At 62.4% G+C, this 17,123-nt stretch carries 17 protein-coding genes; 8 read left to right on the plus strand and 9 right to left on the minus strand.

Annotated elements, in window-relative coordinates:
• Positions 1-39: 39 nt before the first annotated feature.
• Positions 40-585 carry a hypothetical protein gene (locus VGF98_00435; GenBank protein HEY1680093.1) on the minus strand — a complete coding sequence of 182 codons (546 nt, stop codon included), beginning with the start codon at positions 583-585 and terminating at the stop codon, positions 40-42.
• A gap of 45 nt (positions 586-630) precedes the next feature.
• Between VGF98_00435 and VGF98_00440 the strand changes: the two genes are divergently transcribed.
• Positions 631-801, plus strand: a complete 171-nt coding sequence (locus VGF98_00440; protein ID HEY1680094.1) for a hypothetical protein — start codon at positions 631-633, stop codon at positions 799-801.
• 15 nt (positions 802-816) lie between these two features.
• Here VGF98_00440 and VGF98_00445 read toward each other — a convergent pair whose 3' ends face one another.
• From VGF98_00445 to VGF98_00475, 7 genes are all read right to left on the minus strand, one after another.
• The gene (locus VGF98_00445; protein ID HEY1680095.1) at positions 817-2,280 is read right to left on the minus strand and encodes a HAMP domain-containing sensor histidine kinase; all 1,464 of its coding nucleotides are present in this window, start codon (positions 2,278-2,280) and stop codon (positions 817-819) included.
• Positions 2,281-2,286: 6 nt separating this feature from the next.
• Positions 2,287-2,973, minus strand: coding sequence for a response regulator transcription factor (locus VGF98_00450; protein ID HEY1680096.1), 687 nt, complete (start codon positions 2,971-2,973; stop codon positions 2,287-2,289).
• Positions 2,974-3,024: 51 nt separating this feature from the next.
• Complete coding sequence (locus VGF98_00455) at positions 3,025-3,480, minus strand: hypothetical protein (GenBank protein HEY1680097.1); 456 nt, start codon at positions 3,478-3,480, stop codon at positions 3,025-3,027.
• 235 nt (positions 3,481-3,715) lie between these two features.
• A complete protein-coding gene (locus VGF98_00460; protein HEY1680098.1) occupies positions 3,716-6,172 on the minus strand; it encodes a LuxR C-terminal-related transcriptional regulator in 2,457 nt (818 codons plus the stop codon).
• Between the two features lie 466 nt (positions 6,173-6,638).
• Positions 6,639-7,706 (minus strand): hypothetical protein, encoded by a 1,068-nt coding sequence (locus tag VGF98_00465; GenBank protein ID HEY1680099.1) that lies wholly within the window; start codon positions 7,704-7,706, stop codon positions 6,639-6,641.
• 35 nt (positions 7,707-7,741) lie between these two features.
• The gene (locus VGF98_00470; GenBank protein ID HEY1680100.1) at positions 7,742-8,011 is read right to left on the minus strand and encodes a hypothetical protein; all 270 of its coding nucleotides are present in this window, start codon (positions 8,009-8,011) and stop codon (positions 7,742-7,744) included.
• On the minus strand, positions 8,011-8,829 hold the full coding sequence (locus tag VGF98_00475) for a TonB family protein (GenBank protein ID HEY1680101.1): 819 nt from the start codon (positions 8,827-8,829) through the stop codon (positions 8,011-8,013). The genes VGF98_00470 and VGF98_00475 overlap by 1 nt, the downstream gene beginning before the upstream one ends.
• Before the next feature lie 18 nt (positions 8,830-8,847).
• Here VGF98_00475 and VGF98_00480 point away from each other — a divergent pair, with 18 nt between their 5' ends.
• Both VGF98_00480 and VGF98_00485 read left to right on the plus strand, forming a co-directional pair.
• On the plus strand, positions 8,848-9,237 hold the full coding sequence (locus VGF98_00480) for a hypothetical protein (protein HEY1680102.1): 390 nt from the start codon (positions 8,848-8,850) through the stop codon (positions 9,235-9,237).
• Positions 9,238-9,342: 105 nt separating this feature from the next.
• Positions 9,343-9,834 (plus strand): hypothetical protein, encoded by a 492-nt coding sequence (locus VGF98_00485; GenBank protein ID HEY1680103.1) that lies wholly within the window; start codon positions 9,343-9,345, stop codon positions 9,832-9,834.
• Here the strand turns inward: VGF98_00485 and VGF98_00490 are convergent.
• A complete protein-coding gene (locus VGF98_00490) occupies positions 9,831-11,750 on the minus strand; it encodes a multicopper oxidase domain-containing protein (protein ID HEY1680104.1) in 1,920 nt (639 codons plus the stop codon). The genes VGF98_00485 and VGF98_00490 overlap by 4 nt on opposite strands.
• Positions 11,751-11,898: 148 nt before the next feature.
• Here VGF98_00490 and VGF98_00495 point away from each other — a divergent pair, with 148 nt between their 5' ends.
• Genes VGF98_00495 through VGF98_00515 form a run of 5 tightly spaced genes read left to right on the plus strand, consistent with a single transcriptional unit; the run spans position 11,899 to position 17,079 of the window.
• The gene (locus VGF98_00495) at positions 11,899-12,297 is read left to right on the plus strand and encodes a hypothetical protein (GenBank protein ID HEY1680105.1); all 399 of its coding nucleotides are present in this window, start codon (positions 11,899-11,901) and stop codon (positions 12,295-12,297) included.
• Positions 12,298-12,322: 25 nt separating this feature from the next.
• Positions 12,323-15,841, plus strand: coding sequence for an AAA family ATPase (locus VGF98_00500; GenBank protein HEY1680106.1), 3,519 nt, complete (start codon positions 12,323-12,325; stop codon positions 15,839-15,841).
• Positions 15,834-16,079 (plus strand): hypothetical protein, encoded by a 246-nt coding sequence (locus VGF98_00505; protein HEY1680107.1) that lies wholly within the window; start codon positions 15,834-15,836, stop codon positions 16,077-16,079. The genes VGF98_00500 and VGF98_00505 overlap by 8 nt, the downstream gene beginning before the upstream one ends.
• A gap of 42 nt (positions 16,080-16,121) precedes the next feature.
• Entirely contained in the window at positions 16,122-16,724 is a 603-nt protein-coding gene (locus tag VGF98_00510; GenBank protein ID HEY1680108.1) for a hypothetical protein, read from the plus strand.
• Positions 16,717-17,079, plus strand: coding sequence for a transcriptional regulator (locus tag VGF98_00515; GenBank protein ID HEY1680109.1), 363 nt, complete (start codon positions 16,717-16,719; stop codon positions 17,077-17,079). The genes VGF98_00510 and VGF98_00515 overlap by 8 nt, the downstream gene beginning before the upstream one ends.
• Positions 17,080-17,123 lie beyond the last annotated feature (44 nt).

A 17,123-nucleotide genomic window follows, 5' to 3' on the forward strand; every position in this document is an offset into this window, starting at 1 on the left:
CCGATTGTAAACGACGCTACCTGAACTCAGCCTGGGAAGTCAGCCGCTCGCCGCGCGGCGGCGAGCGTCGCGAACGATCGCCGCGCGGCGGCGAGCGTCGCGAACGATCGCCGCGCTCGTCATCCATAAAAAGAACGCCGAGCAGGCGCCGACGACGAATTGGCTCGCGGCATCGCTCCATCCGGCGAGTTCGATCGCCGCCCCCGCCGCGGCGACGCAGACCAACGCGATGCCGGCGAAGTAGTACGGCTTGTACGGCAGATATCGCGCGATCGGCAGAAAGTGCAACCCGACGATTGCCGCGACGACCGGAGCGGCCCAATGCATCTGCTGCGACGGCGGGATGAGGAAGACAGCGACGATGATGGCCAGCGCTTCGACTCCGGAAGCGATCCCGATGACGCGCGCGCGGTGGCGCCGCCCGACGGTCGACGACGCGTCGTATTTCGGGACTCCCAGGAATAGCGAGATCGAGATGAGGACGGCCACCGCGTAGGGCAGCCAGAGGTGCGAGCCGGTGGCGTGCAGGGCGAATGCGAACCAGAGGGTCGCGAAGACGCAGAGCGTTGCGACGGCAGCACGCACGGCGTTTACGCCAGGCCTCGTACGCCGCTCGGCGTACTACGTCGCATGAGTCAATGTCAATGCTCGGCCAACCCCTGCGGGTGGTCGGGTCACGGTGCCGGCGAGCAGTGCGACGTGGAGGTCACGATCGAGACGGTATGCGTCGATTGTGGCGGCCATAGCCACCTCGGGTTTGCCGAGGGCGTTCAGAACGTCGGGCGGGGCCGCGACCAGTAACCACAATCTCGGCGCTTACGCCCCGAGCCGTTTCTGCACGGGCGCTGTCGTTAGCGCGGAATACGTATCCGGCGATGCATCGAGTGTGATCGTCAGCGTGGTACCGTGGCCCGGCGCGCTGTCGATGGCGATATCGCCGCCGGCGCGTTCCACCGCGCGCTTCGCGATCGCCAATCCGAGACCGGTTCCGGTGATCTCGCCGCGCTCGTCGCCGCGATAAAAGCGTTCGAAAGCGTGCACGCGCTCGGATTCGGACATACCGGGTCCTTCATCGCGCACGCTAATGATCACGTGACCATCGTTGCGGCTCGCGCGTAGGTGGATCGGCGCTTCGGGCGCGTATTTGAGCGCGTTCTCGATGATGTTCCAGACGGCTTCGCCCAACTCGCTGGGATCGGCGTCGATCGTTTCGACGTTGTCGACCGAGTAATCGATCTGGCGGCGCTCGTCGAGCCGGTGCGCGGCCTTGACCTGCCCTTGTAAGAATGCTTTCACATCGATGACTTCGACGCGCGGCTCGGTTTCGGAATCGAGACGTGCCAATCGCATCAAGCGATCGATCATGCTCCGCATGTGCTCTTTCTCGAGCGACATGGTAGCGAGAATTTGACGAGCGATCTTGGGTTCTTCGACGGCGCCTCGGCGCAGCACGTCGATATAGCCGCCGATCACGGTGAGCGGCGTGCGAAGTTCGTGCGAGGCGTCGGCGGCAAACTGGCGCATGCGACCCTCCGCACGCCGGCGATCGTCCATCGCACTCGCAACGCTAGCGGCGGCATCGTTGTAGGCCTCCGTTAGGGATGCCACTTCGTCGCCGCTTTGCAGAACGAAACGTCGTTGGGTGTAATCGCCGTTGGCGAGCTGGTGCAGTGCGGTGCTGACCTCGCTGATCGGTTTGAGCGCCTGCGATGCAAACACCCGGCCGATGAACCACGAAACGAACATGGCGCCGAGCGCGATCGCCAACACGATGCGCCAATACGGATCGAGCGAAACGATCAGCAGCCACGGCGACGTCGCGAAGGCCACGTAGCCGCCATGCACCGGTGCCACTTGCATGGGATCGAATCGCGAAGTATCGGCCGGCGGACCGAGCGGCGGACCGATGAAGTGCGGCGAGTGGACCGGATGGGGAATGAAATGTTCGAAACCGCCCAGCGACAGGATCCGGTCGAGCACCTTGGGACGAAGGGTTTTATCACCCGCGAGATAGCTGCCCTTATTATCGTAGACGGTGACTCGCATACCGATGCCTTGCAGGGCGGCAACAACCTCCGGAGCACCTTGCGCGAGCGTCAGGCCTTCGCGATGATAGCGATCGGCCATGATGCGCGCCTCTTCGTGCTTGGCGATCACGATGTCTTGGGAGAATGCGCCGAGTTCGACGACCAGCGCGATCGACGAGGCAACGATGACGAGCAGCACCGTCACGCCCAACAGCGCCGCGTAGAGCGCCGAGAGGCGGGACGCAACCTTCATGCCGATTTATTGGCTAAGGCCGTATCCAACCCCGCGAACCGTGCGGATGAACGATCCCTGCTCGCCCGGCCGGTCGATCTTGGCCCGGAGATACGAGATGTAGGTCTCGACGATGTTCGGGCCGCCTTCAAAATCGTGACCCCAGACGATTTCGAGCAAGTGGTCCTTGCTGAACACTCGGCGCGGCTCGCGTAGAAAAACTTCAAGCAAATCGAACTCGCGCTGGGTGAACTCGAGCACGTCCTTGCCGCGCCAGGCTTCGCGCGTATCCGGATTGATCGACACGTCGTGCCAACGCAGCACGTTCTCTTCGATCAGTTGTGGGCGCCGCAGTTTGGCGTGCAAGCGCGCGATCAGTTCTTCGAAAACGAACGGTTTGACGAGATAATCGTCGGCGCCGGACGCGAGCGATCGCACTTTATCGTCGGTGCCGCCTTTGGCCGTGAGCATAAGGATCGGCGCCTGCGTAATCTCGCGCAAGCGCGGCAGCAGCGTGATACCGTCGATCTTGGGCATCATGATGTCGAGCACGATCACTTCCGGATCGAACGACTTGACCAGTTCCAACGCGCCGAAGCCGTCGGTCGCGGTCCGAACCTCGTAGCCCTCGCGGGAGAGGCCCAATTCGAGCATTTCACGGACCATGCGATCGTCATCGATGACGGCAACGCGGGAGTTCGGCATAGTTTGCATGTGTACGGTGCATCGTGGGCCCCTACCCTTGGAAGGGCCTGAACCTAGACGTTAAGCGGCCCGTAACGTCGTAGGCCAATGCGAGAAGCGCTGCCCGGAAATCAAGGCGGCCTGGCGGATCGATTCGACCGGATGGCAGACGACCTCGACACCGGCAGCCTGAAGCACGGCGTCCATCGCGGCGTCGGGAAGCCAGCGAGCGAACAAATGCACCCGGCCCGAGCCGGTGGCCCGAGCCAACTCGACCATAACGTCGGCCGCGGAACACTCGCGACGCGCCAGGAGCGGCCGGACGATCTCGGCTTCGAACCGGGAACCGGACCAGCCGGCCGCTACGATGACGATGCGCGACAGCTCATCGGGGACGGACGCCTCGAAGTCGATCACCGCCGCGCCGACGTTGGCGGCCAGATGCGGTTCCGTCTGGGCATGGAGGGCTGCCCGGGTGATGGACGACTCCGGACCGGCTGCGAGAACGGCTCCGGCTCCAATGAGATATTCGCTCATGCTCCGAGTATCGCGGGTGAGAGTGCCAACTGGGTGGCGCACGGCGAAACGGGCGCCGCCGAAACGACGCCCGAGCCGGTTGCCGGAGTGGTTGATGGAAGGGATGAGATGTTCCGGGCCTGGCTCGGAACCGCCGCGATGAGGAGGCGCTGCGGCTCCGCTCCTGACTCTAACGATAGAGCGGCAGCGTCGAACGGTCCCTAAGCAAATCGGACTACGCGTTTGCTCGCCGCGTTTACGAAATGAGGCGGCGCCGGCGCGCGGCCGCCACCGCCTGCGCCCGGCCATGACATTGTAGCTTGTTGATCGCGTTAGCCAGATGGGCGCGGACGGTGTTTACGCTGCGCCCACTCTGCTCGGCAATATCTTTCGTGCTAAATCCTTCGGCCAACAATTGCAACACGTTGACTTCGGCTGCGGTGAGCACGGCATCTTGGTCCCGGTAGCGTAGGCCCGCGAGCGATTGCAACACCGCCTCGAGCACGCGGCTGACGTCGGAGTATCCGAAACTCGGCAGGTGCCCGACCGAAGAAAGCATCGCCTCGACATCGAGCCCCGACGGTCCGCGCGCGATGAACTCGCGAGCGATGCGTCCTGCCAAGCCGGTCACCGGGTCCGATCGCTTGATAAAAATACGGCGAGCAATCCGTGAGGCATACGTGGTTCGTTCGTTGAGCGTTTCGGCGATCACACAAAACAACAATCCGAGCGTTACGCAGCGGATGCGAAACAACCCGCGCGGCTCGACCGAATCGACGATGGCCAAGACATCGGACACGGCTTCGATGGACGGGCCGCGGCGATCATCGAGGGCCAAGAACGCGGCGAATTGACCGCCGACCAAGACCGAATCGAAGTAGTGGTTCAGGTGTTGCCAGCACGGCGCCAATAGACGATGCGCCTGCGCGAACTGTCCCTCCCAGGCGAGACGCAACGCTTTGAAACTCGAAGCCACAGCTGCACGCCGTGGGTCGGAACGCAGACCGGCGACGAGATCCTCATACCCGGCGCTTTCTTCCGCGTTACCGCGTCGCATTTCAGCGGCGGCTACCTGCAGCATGGCCGTTTGCAATTCGACCGCGTCGCGCGATTTCGTGGCGGCATCGACCGCGCGCTCGGCGTACCAAAGTTGGGCCATCACGTCGTCGTATTCGTGACAGACTAGGTTCGACAAGGCTGAAAATGCTCGGCTTGCCACACTATAGTTGTCGAGTTCCAATGCCAGCTCGGAGGCATGTCCGAGATAATCCTTGGCGAGTGCATAGCGGCCCAAATACATCGACGCAACGCCGATGCGCTGCAGCGCTCGCGCGCGGGACGAATCAAATGGAATCTCGGCGAGCGCCGACGTTGCCGCATCGACTTTGGATTGCGCGCTCTCCCGCAATCCCGTAGCCGCCTCCATCGCCCCGAGCAGTGAAAGCACTTCGGCTTTGATGCTCGGCGAGAATCGCGGCGACTCAACCAGCGGCTCGACGATGCCTTCGATGGCGCCGCCGTGGTTCAACACCAACGCCGCAAGCTTGAGGCGCGCGCTGGCCTCAAGCTCGGCATCGTCACCCGCTATCGCAACCGCGCGACGTAACGTCGCTTCGGCGCGGATGGGATTGCCGCTCGACGCGTACAGTAGACCGCGCAGCGTCAAGAGGTTCGCGTCGGATTCGCGCGTGGCGGGTTCGATCGCGTCGATTGCTTGGCGTACGGTCTGCGAGTCTCCGCGGTCCAGCAACGCGATACCGTGTTTCGCTAATAGCCGCCGAATTTCTGATGCGACGCCGGCCGCGGTGGCCGCGCGCACTGCATCACTTGTGAACTCGAATCGTTCGAGTGCGATCGCAACACGTGAAAGCAGATCGCGTCGCTCGGCTTCGGCCAACGGCAGCTCTAGCAGCGCTTCGCGAACGAGTGGCACCCATCGATACGTACCATGATCGCACTGCACGATCGAGGTTCTAGCGCCGATTCGTTCGAGCAAAACGGAGGCGTTCGCGCATCCGGCCGTTTCCAACACACGCAAGTCGACGGCGGGTAACAACGACGCGAGATGTAGACATTCCAACTCGTCCGATTGCATCGCCGCGAACGCTTGCTCGCGCCAGAACGAAGTCGCGTTGCGGCGCAGGTTCGGCAAAAACGTGACAGCGGCCGGCCATCCGCCGGCGATTTCCTCGATTTGTACCGAGTGGGCATCGCCCGACGCGAGGCCGTCGCCCATGAGGAACTCCGTGATCTCTTCGCGCGACAGGCGCAAATCGGTGGCGTCGAGCGGGGCGTCGCAGTGTCCGTACGCTTGCCAACTCGCAACTGGCAGCCCGAATGTGCCACGCGACGCGATGGTCCAATGTATTTCGGCCGGCGCGGCGTCGATCGTAGCAACGAAGCGTTCCAATGAGGCCGGATCGCGAAAGAGCACGTCTAGCGAGTCGACAACGATTCGCGCGACGTTATCTGCGACGGCCGTGTCGATATCACGCAGCAGCGATTCGAAGTCGTCGCGATAGTCGCGAACATCGAACGCTCGCGCCGAAGGGTCGCGCGAGTAGCGCGCCGCCTGCAGCGCGCTCGTCTTGCCCCACCCGGCAGGGGCGACAAGTAGTGCGATCCGTTTCCGTTCCAGCGAATCGAGTCGCGCCGACACGCGGACGCGTTCGAACGAAGGCCCGGCGTCCGCTCCAAAAGACGCGCGTTCCACGCGGAGACACTTGTACGGTGTGTTGCGGCAACCTTGTGTGTAAGTACTCGCCGCACCTAGTCAGACGATGTTACACAGCACAGCAGAGCGACCGGCCAGGTAGGCAGCGCGTGTGGTGATTATCGGGCACCGTAGCAAATTCGGACTAGACTAAGTCCACCCGTTAACAATCGAAATCCACCAAAATTGCTAATTTCGGAAACAACAGTAAAGATTTCACAACCGATCGGTCACGAGAGGTCAAAATCGCGAAAAACTTGTTGCTGAGATATTTCGAAGGTCCGAAATTTACGATTTCCCTTTTATGAACGAGTGGACTACGTCTAGTCCGAATTCACGAGAACGGAAAACGCGAAGGCGCCGGCATCGCGGCGCAGACACACTCAGCCAGAGTACGTCCACGCGAGGTGGCTGATGTCGCAGCTAAACGGCACGAGCGTTCTGGTCGACTGAAAGATCAATTCTCTTATTGGGGCAGCGCGTCCGGAAGCGTCAAGCGGGCCGCACCGACGTAGCGATCGGCCATTCCATAATAAAAGTCGATCGTGCCATTGCCGCGGTCGTCGATGCCGGTCGGAAACACGACGTTATTGACGACGCCTTGCGTTTCGTCGGGTGTCTCAGGAATAAAAATCGGGGTGTTCGAGCGGTATTTCAAACCGCCGTCGCGGCCGGGTTCAAAAAAAACGACACCCGCCGTGTAGTTCACCATGTTGTGCTCGCCGGGTTTGGTCGCCAGCGTACCGGAAACGCCGTGATAGATCATCATCATGCCGAGCGGGGTGCGAATCGGCGGCGTGCCGGCCCCGATACGCAAATGTTCCCATTCGTTTTCGGGGTCGATCCCCAAGCGGTGGCCGTCGACACGCGTAATTGCCTTTAGGTCTTTCATGACTTCGTTCGCGTCGCAATACGAAATCCAAATGCTCGGCAACGGATTTTTCGTCCCATGCGGCGCGGTTTCGGCGGTGGTGTAGGCCGGACGATGGATCAAGCCGATACAGAGCACGCCATCCGGGCGTTCGAACACGTTGGGACCGAACACGCCGTCTTTATTATCGTAGTTGTTAAAATCGACGCCCAGCGCTTCGTCGTAGCCGTAGGTGATCGGCCCGAGGCGATCCCAGTGCAAACAATCCTTCGAGACGGCCACCGCGATGCGCGGACCGGTCGGCCCCCAGGCGGCGTAGGCCATGACGTAGGTCTTGAGCTTTTCAATGTACGTGACGCGTGGATCTTCACAGCCGCCGGTGCCTTCCTCGGGGCGCAGCTCGTACGGCTCGGTGGGCTCGAGTGCGAAGCCGAGGCGTTCGACGTCGACCGGATCGCCGTTGTCGTTGAAGATCACCCGAGCGATACCGACGCGCGAGTGATTGCCTTTTCCTACGATGCGCGGAAATAGATAGAGCTCGCCGTCCGGGCCGCGAGCGGCTGCCGGATTGAGCACGCCTTCGACTTCTTCCGGGCGATTTGGGTCGGGCCGCATGATAATGCCTAAGCGCTCGACCTTAAAGGGCGATTTCTGCGTTTCCACCACTCGGCTCTACGCTACGGAGCGTTCCGAACCTGTTAGCGGCGATCGATCTTGATGTTTTTGCCGACCAACCTGCGTTTCTCAAACGTTCTTAGGTGCATGGTATCGCCGGCCCGCCAATCGTTCATGGTGCGGCTGTGGATCGTCCAAGCGACCGCGAGAGCGCAGCCGATGGTGATTGCAAACCACACGACGTCGGTCATTCGAATCAGCGCGCGTGTGAAGAGCGCGAGCGGAACAACGAATAGCGCGCTGGCGAGCAAGGCCTTCCAAAATCGCGGTTCGGACTGTTTGCGATCGAACACTAATGCTGCACCTCGAACGGAAACTGGTACACGCCATAGGTTGGTGTGCAATGAATGCGCTTGGGTCGATAGATACTATTCTCCACTGCGGTGATGGCCGCGTCGTCGAGCACCGAGCTTCCGCTACTGCGAAACATCGACGCACGCTTCACCAAACCGTCGGGCCCGAGCAGCACCTCGACGTCTATGTCGGGCGATGCTCCGGCTCCTAGCGCCTTTTGCGCGTCTGCAGGCGAAACGTCGAGCGGCGCGCGCTTTACGACTACAGCTTCTTCCCCAGCCGTGTTGCACGCGCCGGTTGGTACCGCCGCGGGTACGGTCCACGACGCCGGAATACCGGAGACCGACCAGGTTGCGGTTTGCAGAGCGCCGTCATGCGGACCGTAGAACGACGCCACCAACACCGATCGATCCGGCAACGAATACGCGAAAGCATGAGGGATCGCGGTGCAGCCGAACTTTGCGGCCCCGTCGGCGAGATTTTCGTACGACGACTGTAGATCGAAATCGCCCCCGCACGGTAACTGCAACGAACCGCGTTCGTGTGGAACGCCTTCGAAGCGAACCAGCCACACCACGCCGCGAAAGTCGCCGTACGCAGTCAACTTTCCGCCGTCGGGACGGTCGGCGTGCAGGATTGAAATCGCACCGACCTTCGTTACATTTGCCAGCGGATACGCAGCGGCAGCTCTTTCCATCGGTGTACCGAGAACGATGCCGCCTAACGATGGCTGCGCGGCGGGGGTCGCGGCAACCAAGGCGGCCACGCCCGCGGAATATGCCGCAGCCGCAAGCACTCGAGGAAACGCACTTGTCATTGGGAATGTCGTTCGACCATGACCAATGGTGCCCATCTTATTCGACTCTTCGTGCGGCGTGCGATATTGTGCGTCGGTCTCGCCATTGCCGCGACGTCCTTCGTGCCCGTGCTCGCCGCAACTCCGGCGCCGGTAGCAACCGCCGCACCCGCGGACTTGGCCAGCATCGCGTTAGCGACGTCGATGCTGCACACGGTTGGCGATTCGATTTGGCCGAACTGGACGTCGGCGCCGTTTCGCATCGATCTCCTCACCGCAAACGGACCGGTCGAGAGCAATTTCGCGTCGCCACAGCCGGCACCGTCGTTTCCACCCAACCTAGAGGCGACGTTCCCTTGGGCCGACGGCGTGCCAACGATCGTCATCGGCGAGCCGCAGTTCGTGCAGGCGCACGAACCGATGCGTTAGATTATCACGCTGCTGCACGAACATTTCCACCAATGGAAAGATGCGTGGCCGCCATATTTTTCGAGCGTCGCCGCGCTAAAGCTCGCGCCCAACGGCAACAGCGGGATGTGGATGCTTAATTATCCGTTCCCGTATTCCGATGCTAAAGTCGATGCCGCCTTTGCGGCGTTATCCCATCAGCTGGCCAAAGCGCTTGCAACCTCGGACTCGGCGGCCGAAGCCACGACGTTCGTTACGATGCTGCGTTCGTTCTCCGCGTCTCTCCCCGAGGGCGATCGGAAGTATTTCGCGTTTCAATGCTGGCAAGAGGGCGTCGCGCGCTACACAGAGTTCGCAATTGCGAAGGCCGCAGCGCAAGCGCACGCCTCGAACGAGACCTTCTTAACGGACGCGCAGGCCTCGCTGCTAGCCGCCGACTCCGATCGAACGTATGCACACGTGATCGCCGATCTGAACGACGCTCCGGCAGTTGCGCGCGACAAGCGCGTTGCGTTCTATGCGTTCGGCGCCGGCGAGGCGATGCTCCGCGATCGCGTTCGGCAAGGTTGGCACGCTAACTACCTGGACCCGCGACTCGACCTTTCGGTCTTCTTCTAACGCCGCACGTCGATCTGCTGCGTTCCAACGAGCATGCTGCCGTTGTCTAGATCGTACACCTTCAACTCCAGCAGGCCCGTGCCATACGGGGTAAAGCGAAAGTCGCGCGTTTCGCCGATGGTGAGCGCCTGCGTTGCGACGCGCTCTTGTCGAAGCGCAGACGGCAAATCGCGTCCATCCTTGGCAATGGGCGTCCATTGCAAAACGCGCGATCCGTCGGAGAGCGACGCGACGAGGTTTTCGCCGCTGAGCGTCATCACCGCGATGCGCAAGCGTTGCGGTACGCCGGCGGCAACCGTCAGCGCCGGGGGCTTTAACAGTCCGTTGAACGCAACGTAGGGACTGCCGGCACGTTCGTATGACTCCGAGATCATAACGACGTGATCGGTGGCCGGATCGAACGTCTGATGCGGCGGCAGCACAATCAGCGTCCCATAAATGCCGCTTGCGAGTTGCCAGCCGTCGTCCATGTGCGCGTGATACATGAACGTTCCGGCGTCGGGCGGCGTGAACCGCGCGACGAACGTCTGCTTCGTTCCGATCGCCGGGGACATCGCATTTTGACCCATCGGCATCGCCATCCCAGAGCCGCCATCGAAGTAGCTGTTTTGCAAGGCAATACCATGCCAATGAATGCTGGTCGACTCGCGCGTGTTGTTTGTAATGGCGATCGCAACCGGTTGTCCGCGCGTGAGAACGATGGGAGGACCGGCGTTCCCGCTGGACTGCTCGTGATACGCGCCGTCGTCTAAAGTCAGCGTATCCTTCGTGAGCCCGGGGTACGGTGGCGCGCTTTCATCGCGCGCGTCGACCGCTAACGTCATTCGCCGCGGCGCCGTCGCATCCGATGGGGCGCGATCGCCGGGACGCGGGCGCACCTGGATGGCGACGACCATGCCGCCCATCGGCATGTCCGCGCGATGAAACCGATTGGCGACCGCCACTTCGGGGTCTTTGGCAAGCGCGAACTCCGGACTGGCTTTGGCGGCCCGCATGTCGGCGATCGGCGCGTGTCCGACGATATGATCGCTTATGTGGCAGTGGAACATCCAGGTTCCGGCGCGGTCGGCGACCCAAGAGATCTCCTCTGCATCGCCGGGATGAAACGCATGCGTGACCTCATCGTACGCTTGCGGCCGGTCGACGCGAAAGTAAAACCCGTGCAGATGCATCGGATGCGTCATACCGCTAACGTTGGCGATGCCCCAGCGCACGTGCTGTCCGCGTTCGTACGACAAGCGTTCGGTCGCAGGGTACGAGCGCCCGTTGATTGTTTCGAGCGCGTAGAGAAAGTTGGGCCCGACGGTCGGCTCGATCACCGGCGCGTAGATACTCAACAGGAAGACGCGATCGATGGGCGGCGCGTGCGGACGGTCGACGACGATGGCTCCCGACAACTCGGCGTCGCTGGCAAATCGCGATGCGAGACCTTCACCAAAATCGGATCCGTAGTAATAAAACATTCCGGCGCGATCGAGCGTGAACGCAACGTGACGCGTTGCACCGCGCGGCACCGTTATAATAACCTGCGACGCCGCGGAGCCGTTCGCGAGCCCGCGGATGGTGAGATCGTGTGCAAGTTCGTTATGAATCGAAGCAACGACACGCGTGCCAAGCGGAACGTGGACGAGCGGCCCCGGGATCTGCAGCGAGCGACCGGCCTCGCCGAAAGCTTCGATCGGCAAACCCATCGTGCGCGGCCCGTCAGGGTACCACATTCCCCAACGCGCGACGAGTGCGATATGCAGCGTGTGCCCGCTACGCGATCCGCCGGAAGCCATGCCGTCGCTAGACGCGATGTCGTCAAGCCGGCCGAACGTGCCATTTCCGGTCAGCGGTGACGCGGCGTGCGCCGTAGCGCCGAATGCTAACGTACAGAACGTCATTGCTGCGAGGAGCGACAGAACGTGTTTCATGCATGCATTGTCGCCGCACGGCGTGCCGAGAGCGTGCGAGTCGGGACGGCACGCGAGCGGCACGGAGCGCCGCTATGGTTGGTGAGCGAGCCGAGTCACGGTCCGGTTCGCCCCCACGACGCTCCCTCTCAATGAAAGGATCCCTACCATGAACGGCACCCTCGAAAAAGTGGCGCTCAATACCCAGCCGATTCCGCCCGGCGTTGCGTTTTATTCGGATGTGGCCAAGGCGGCCATCGCACGCGCCTGGACGTTGTACGACGTGCAAACCGGGCTCGCAAAGGGCGCCGATAACGACGGCGACTGGCTTCCCGTGAATTTCATCCACAGTCTGGGCGACAATATCTCGCTGGAGGTGGTCTACCGATTCATTCATCCGCTGCATCCGAATTGGTTCGGTCAGGAAATGCGCGCGATCGACTATCTCACCGTTAGTGCCGAACTGGAAACGGCAGCGGCGGTTACCAGCGTTCCGTCGATGCGGGCTGCTTTCAGACAGGCGGCCAACCGACTCCAGCAACGCGCCATCCAGCGCGGCGCAGAGTAGAGGCGCAGCGATAACCACCGGCTGTTTGCAACGACGGGCCGAAGCCGCTTCCGGCGACGGAAGATTCGACTTCGGCTCGAACGTGGCGATCATGCTCGACGTGCGCCTGTTCGGGCAACCCGAGGTTCGCTACGCGGGCCAGCCTGTTAAATTTGCAAAGCGCTCGACGACGCTAGCGATGCTGGCCGTGCTGCTGCTCAAACGCGGCCACGTCGTATCGCGCGAATCGCTCGCTTTCACGCTGTTCCCCGAAACCGACGAAACTGCCGCCTTGGGTGAACTGCGGCGCTATCTGTATCTTGCGAACAAAGCGCTCCCGGAATGCGATACCGGTCCGTGGATCGTAACGGACGCGGACACCGTACGTTGGAACGACGCGGCCGGCGCCTCCATCGACTTCATCGAGTTCGAACGGTTGAGCGGCGACGCCGCCACCTACGAGCGAGCCGTGGATTTGTATACCGGCGATTTACTCGAAAGCGTCTATGACGACTGGGCGTTGCCCGAGCGCGAGCGGTTGCGTTCGCGGTATTTGAACGTACTCGACCGGCTGGTGGATCGATGCCGTACCGAGCGCGACTACGGTTCGGCTATTGCGTATGCGAAGCGCATCCTCGCAACCGACCCCTGGCGCGAAGATACGCTGCGCATTCTGGTTTCGCTGCGCTACGAATCGGGCGACACCGCCGGAGCGCTAGCCGAATACGATCGCTTCGCCAACCAACTGCGCGACGAGCTGGCAATATCGCCGATGCCCGAGACCGTGGCCGTGCGCCGTTCGATTCTTCGCAGCGAAGCCGTACCCGGAGTTCCGTCGCCCGCATCCGTTGCCGCCGCGGATTCGTCGCCCGCGCGCGTTGCAACCGTGCTGCCATTCGTTGGGCGAACGCGCGAGATGGCCAGTCTGACGGCTGCGTGGGGTCGCGCGGCGCGCGGTAGCGGCGGCATGGTTCTTTTGGGCGGCGAAGCCGGCGCCGGCAAGTCGCGACTGGCGGCAGAACTGGCGCGCATCGCGCAAGGCGAGGGTGGTCGCGCGTTCGCAGGCAGCACCTCGGCTCCCGAATCGTCACCCTATCAGTCGATCGTCGGAGCGTTGCGTTCGGGACTACCACTGCTGCAGGCAAGGCCGCTGAGTGGCGAGCGTCGCGCCGTTTTAATGCCGCTCTTGCCGGAACTGGCCGACGACGCGCCGGCAAAAGTATCGTTTTATGAAACGTCGCCCGACCGCGCGACCACGCGCGTCCAAGAAGCGCTCTCACACGCCGTCGCGACGCTCGCGACGCCGCGTCCACTCTTGTTAATTCTCGAGGACCTACACTGGGCGGGTCCGGCGACGGTCGAAGCCCTCGGCTCGATTTTTCGCGACATCGCGCGCCGCCCGGTGCTGATCGTCGCGACCTATCGCGTTGAAGAAACACCGCCGCAACATCCGCTACGAATGCTCCGCCGGTCGCTCGAGTCGCATCCGAACCTTACCGAAATCGAGCTCGATCCGCTCGACGAGACCAACGTAGGCGAGTTAATCGAGCGAGTCGAGGGACTGCGCGAACGCGACGCCGGCCTGACGCGGCAGCTATTCATGCAAAGCGAAGGCAACGCACTCTTCTTGGACGAGGCGATTCGCGCCATTGCCGAATCGCGCGATCCACTCGACGTATCGACGAGCGTTTCGGACGTCATCGCATCGCGGGTCGAACGGCTCGGGCAAGACGGGCGGACCGTCGCGGAGATTGCAGCGGTGGCCGGCTCTGGCTGCACGCTTTCGCTGATTCGCGAAGTATCGAACCTTTCGACGACGTCGATCGCGCGCGGTCTGGACGAACTATTGGACCGGCGCATTCTTCGTGAAGCCGGCGCGCGGTCGGGTTCGGACTACGTTTTTAGCCATCATTTGATTGCGGACGCGGTGTATTCGGAGATCGATCCGGCATTTCGCGCGCAACGGCACTTGCGGATTGCCCATTGCCTGGAAGCCGCGCAGGGCTCGCGCGGTTCGGCCTCCCCGCAAGAGATCGCCCGGCATTACGAACGATGCGGTGAGCGCTCGACGGCCGCGCAATGGTATCTGACGGCCGCGCAATCCGCGCGCGACGTCCACGCACACGGCGACGTGATCACCCTGGCGAGCCGTTCGCTAGAAAATGCCGAAACGCCGGAACAGCGCCGCTCGGCGCTCTATGCGCGGGAAAGCGCGCACGGCCGGCGCGGCGACCGTGAGGGACAGCGCGCGGACATCGAGCTGCTCGAAACCATTGAAGGCAACGAACGCCCGGACGCGGCATTCGAGGTAACGCTACGACGCATTCTTCTAGCGCGCTCGCTCGGCGATTCGGATGAAGAAACGGCATACCTCGAACGCCTGCGTGCGCTGGCGGAGGAGCTCGATGACGACGCCCGAGCGCAAGCGTCGACGCAGGCCGCCACGCATGCATCAAACGCCAGCAATGCAGCGGACGCGAAGCGGTTCGCGCTCGACGCGCTCGCCAAATACGAGCGCTCCGGAAATGTTCGAGGCCAACTGGAATGCCTGCATCTTCTGGTCGAGTCGACGTCGAACACCGGGGACCTCGAGTCATCGGAACGCTATCTTGCGCTGATTCAACAGCGCGCAGGTGCGGTCGAGGATCTCGCCTTCGAAGCGCATTCCCTCGCCGTCGCCGCGGTGGCGGCGCTCTTACGGCAGCAGTACCGAGGGTGTTTTTCGCTGACGCAACGATCGCTCGAACTGTACGTGCGGGCAAACGATCGCGAAGGCCAGGCCACCGCGCGAGGACGCCTCGCCGTCACGGCGGCGTGGCTGGGCGACTACACCTTCGCGCTGCACGAATTCGATGCGACGCTTGCAATGTATGAGGCATTGGGCCACAAACGCGGGATCGCGCTAACCCATACGAATCGCGTGCTGCTTCTGCTGCGCATCGGTTCGTTCGCCGAGGCACTGCGGTCCATCGACCGCTCCAACGAGCTGTTCGAAGCCGTTCGGGAAAAGCGGACGTTGGTCGCGAATCGCGTGAACGCGAGTTTCGTGCACGGGCAACTCGGACATTTGGATGTAGCCAAAGAACTTGCGATATCGGCGCTAACGCTTTCGCGCGAACTTGGTTATCCGGTCTTCGAGGCCGCCGCGTTGTCGACGCTCGGCAACGCCGAGCGGCGGCTCGGCGACTTCGACGCCGCGATCGAGCATCTCGAAGCCGGCCTCGCGATTCGGCGACCGGTACAAGAGCCACACGATTTCGTCGACGATCTGACGGATCTCGCGTTGGCCTATGTCGAGGCAGAACGACCGGAGCGCGCGCTGGAGGTGGCACGCGAACTAGCGCGCATCGGGGCCGTCTCGTTTGACGGGGCGCTGTGGCCGCATTACTCATGGTGGGCGGCCGCGCAAGGGTTCAGAGTCGCCGGCGCGGCTCGCGACGCGGACGCAGCGTCGGCCCGGGCGCGATCGTCGCTTACCAGTTTCGCGGCCCGAATTGAGGACGAATCACTGCGAACCGCGTTTCTCGAATTACCAGCAAATCGAGCGATTGCCGACGATGCCTGAAGCCGCGCACGATGGCCGCATGCCGGACTGCTACGATGGGACGGTGGAGAAACGATCTCGCCCGGAACTCGTTTTTGTCGTGCGGATGTGGTTACAGGGCGAATCCGGCTCCGAAGACGGCAGCTGGCGCGGTTCGATTCAGGATGTGAACTCCGGAAAGCGCTTTTACGTCGTCGGGACGCACGACGTCAGCGATTTTATCGAGGCACGGCTGAACGAGGCAATCGAGCGGACCTAGCGGATTTGCGCCACGGGGGCGCTCTGTGTTACAAAGTATGGGATGGAGTTAAACCGCGCCCTCTCCGATCTCGAGGAAGTTCGCGAGCGTCTCGCGCGCGTTCAGCGTTTTGAGGGCTATTCTGCACCCGCGGCGGCCGCCAGCGGATTGTGCGCGATCCTGGCCGGTCTGACCCAAGCTTGGGTCGCACCCTTGGCGGCCACCCACGGCCAGCTGCAGACCTATCTAACGATCTGGTTCTCGTGCGCCGCCGCCGCACTAGCGATTAACTATGGCGCCGCGGCGATCTGGTTGTTCAGCCACCGCAGCGCGCACGACCGCAGCCAGTTCCGGTCGGCGGCGATTTCCATCGCGCCGAGCGTCATTTTGGGCGCGGCCATCACCGTCGCGCTGTGCCACGCCGGTGCGTATACGCTCTTGCCCGGAACGTGGTTCGCGCTGTATGCGATCGGATTGTTTGCATCGCGCTCGCAGATCCCCGACGGTGCGCTATGGGTGACGATCGGGTTCGCCGCGTTGGCAGTTGGGTTTTTAGCCACGCCGTTATCCGATATCGCACTCTCGTGGTGGGTGGTGCCGCTGGGATTCGGCACCGGCCAGCTCGCGATCGGAGCATTGCTATGGGAGTCGCGTTCGCATGCCTGACGAACAAGAGGCGCCCTTCTCCTATCCCGGCTTGGAGCGGATCTTTCACGAGCGCGGGCGCTTGTCGATTTGTACGTGCTTGATCGCGCATCCCGAGGGCCTGACGTTTACCGACTTACAAGACGCCTGCGACCTAACCGACGGCAACCTAAACCGGCACTTACACGCGTTGGCCGAAGTCGAGATTTTGAAGGTCGAAAAGAAACGTGGCAACGGGCGGCCGACGACGGTCTATCACATTACGCCGCGCGGCCGCAAACGCTTTCTGGCATACATCGACGAACTCGAATCGGTCGTTCGCGATGTGCAAGAGCGCACGCCGCAGCGCGCTGGCCGCAACCTCGCCACGACGTAGCATAAAACTTTCGCGCGAGGGTTGCGCGTATTCGTAACTTTGTG

This window comes from Candidatus Tumulicola sp. (genome assembly GCA_036490475.1).
Classification (GTDB): domain Bacteria; phylum Vulcanimicrobiota; class Vulcanimicrobiia; order Vulcanimicrobiales; family Vulcanimicrobiaceae; genus Tumulicola.

Excerpts from the sequence above, each read along its gene's own strand:
- VGF98_00445 (HEY1680095.1), bottom strand. The coding sequence starts at position 2,280 with ATGAAGGTTGCGTCCCGCCTCTCGGCGCTCTACGCGGCGCTGTTGGGC.
- VGF98_00510 (HEY1680108.1), top strand. The coding sequence starts at position 16,122 with ATGGAGTTAAACCGCGCCCTCTCCGATCTCGAGGAAGTTCGCGAGCGT.
- VGF98_00515 (HEY1680109.1), top strand. The coding sequence starts at position 16,717 with ATGCCTGACGAACAAGAGGCGCCCTTCTCCTATCCCGGCTTGGAGCGG.
- VGF98_00455 (HEY1680097.1), bottom strand. The coding sequence starts at position 3,480 with ATGAGCGAATATCTCATTGGAGCCGGAGCCGTTCTCGCAGCCGGTCCG.
- VGF98_00495 (HEY1680105.1), top strand. The coding sequence starts at position 11,899 with ATGAACGGCACCCTCGAAAAAGTGGCGCTCAATACCCAGCCGATTCCG.
- VGF98_00505 (HEY1680107.1), top strand. The coding sequence starts at position 15,834 with ATGCCTGAAGCCGCGCACGATGGCCGCATGCCGGACTGCTACGATGGG.
- VGF98_00440 (HEY1680094.1), top strand. The coding sequence starts at position 631 with ATGAGTCAATGTCAATGCTCGGCCAACCCCTGCGGGTGGTCGGGTCAC.
- VGF98_00485 (HEY1680103.1), top strand. The coding sequence starts at position 9,343 with ATGTGGATGCTTAATTATCCGTTCCCGTATTCCGATGCTAAAGTCGAT.
- VGF98_00475 (HEY1680101.1), bottom strand. The coding sequence starts at position 8,829 with ATGACAAGTGCGTTTCCTCGAGTGCTTGCGGCTGCGGCATATTCCGCG.
- VGF98_00490 (HEY1680104.1), bottom strand. The coding sequence starts at position 11,750 with ATGAAACACGTTCTGTCGCTCCTCGCAGCAATGACGTTCTGTACGTTA.
- VGF98_00480 (HEY1680102.1), top strand. The coding sequence starts at position 8,848 with ATGACCAATGGTGCCCATCTTATTCGACTCTTCGTGCGGCGTGCGATA.
- VGF98_00450 (HEY1680096.1), bottom strand. The coding sequence starts at position 2,973 with ATGCAAACTATGCCGAACTCCCGCGTTGCCGTCATCGATGACGATCGC.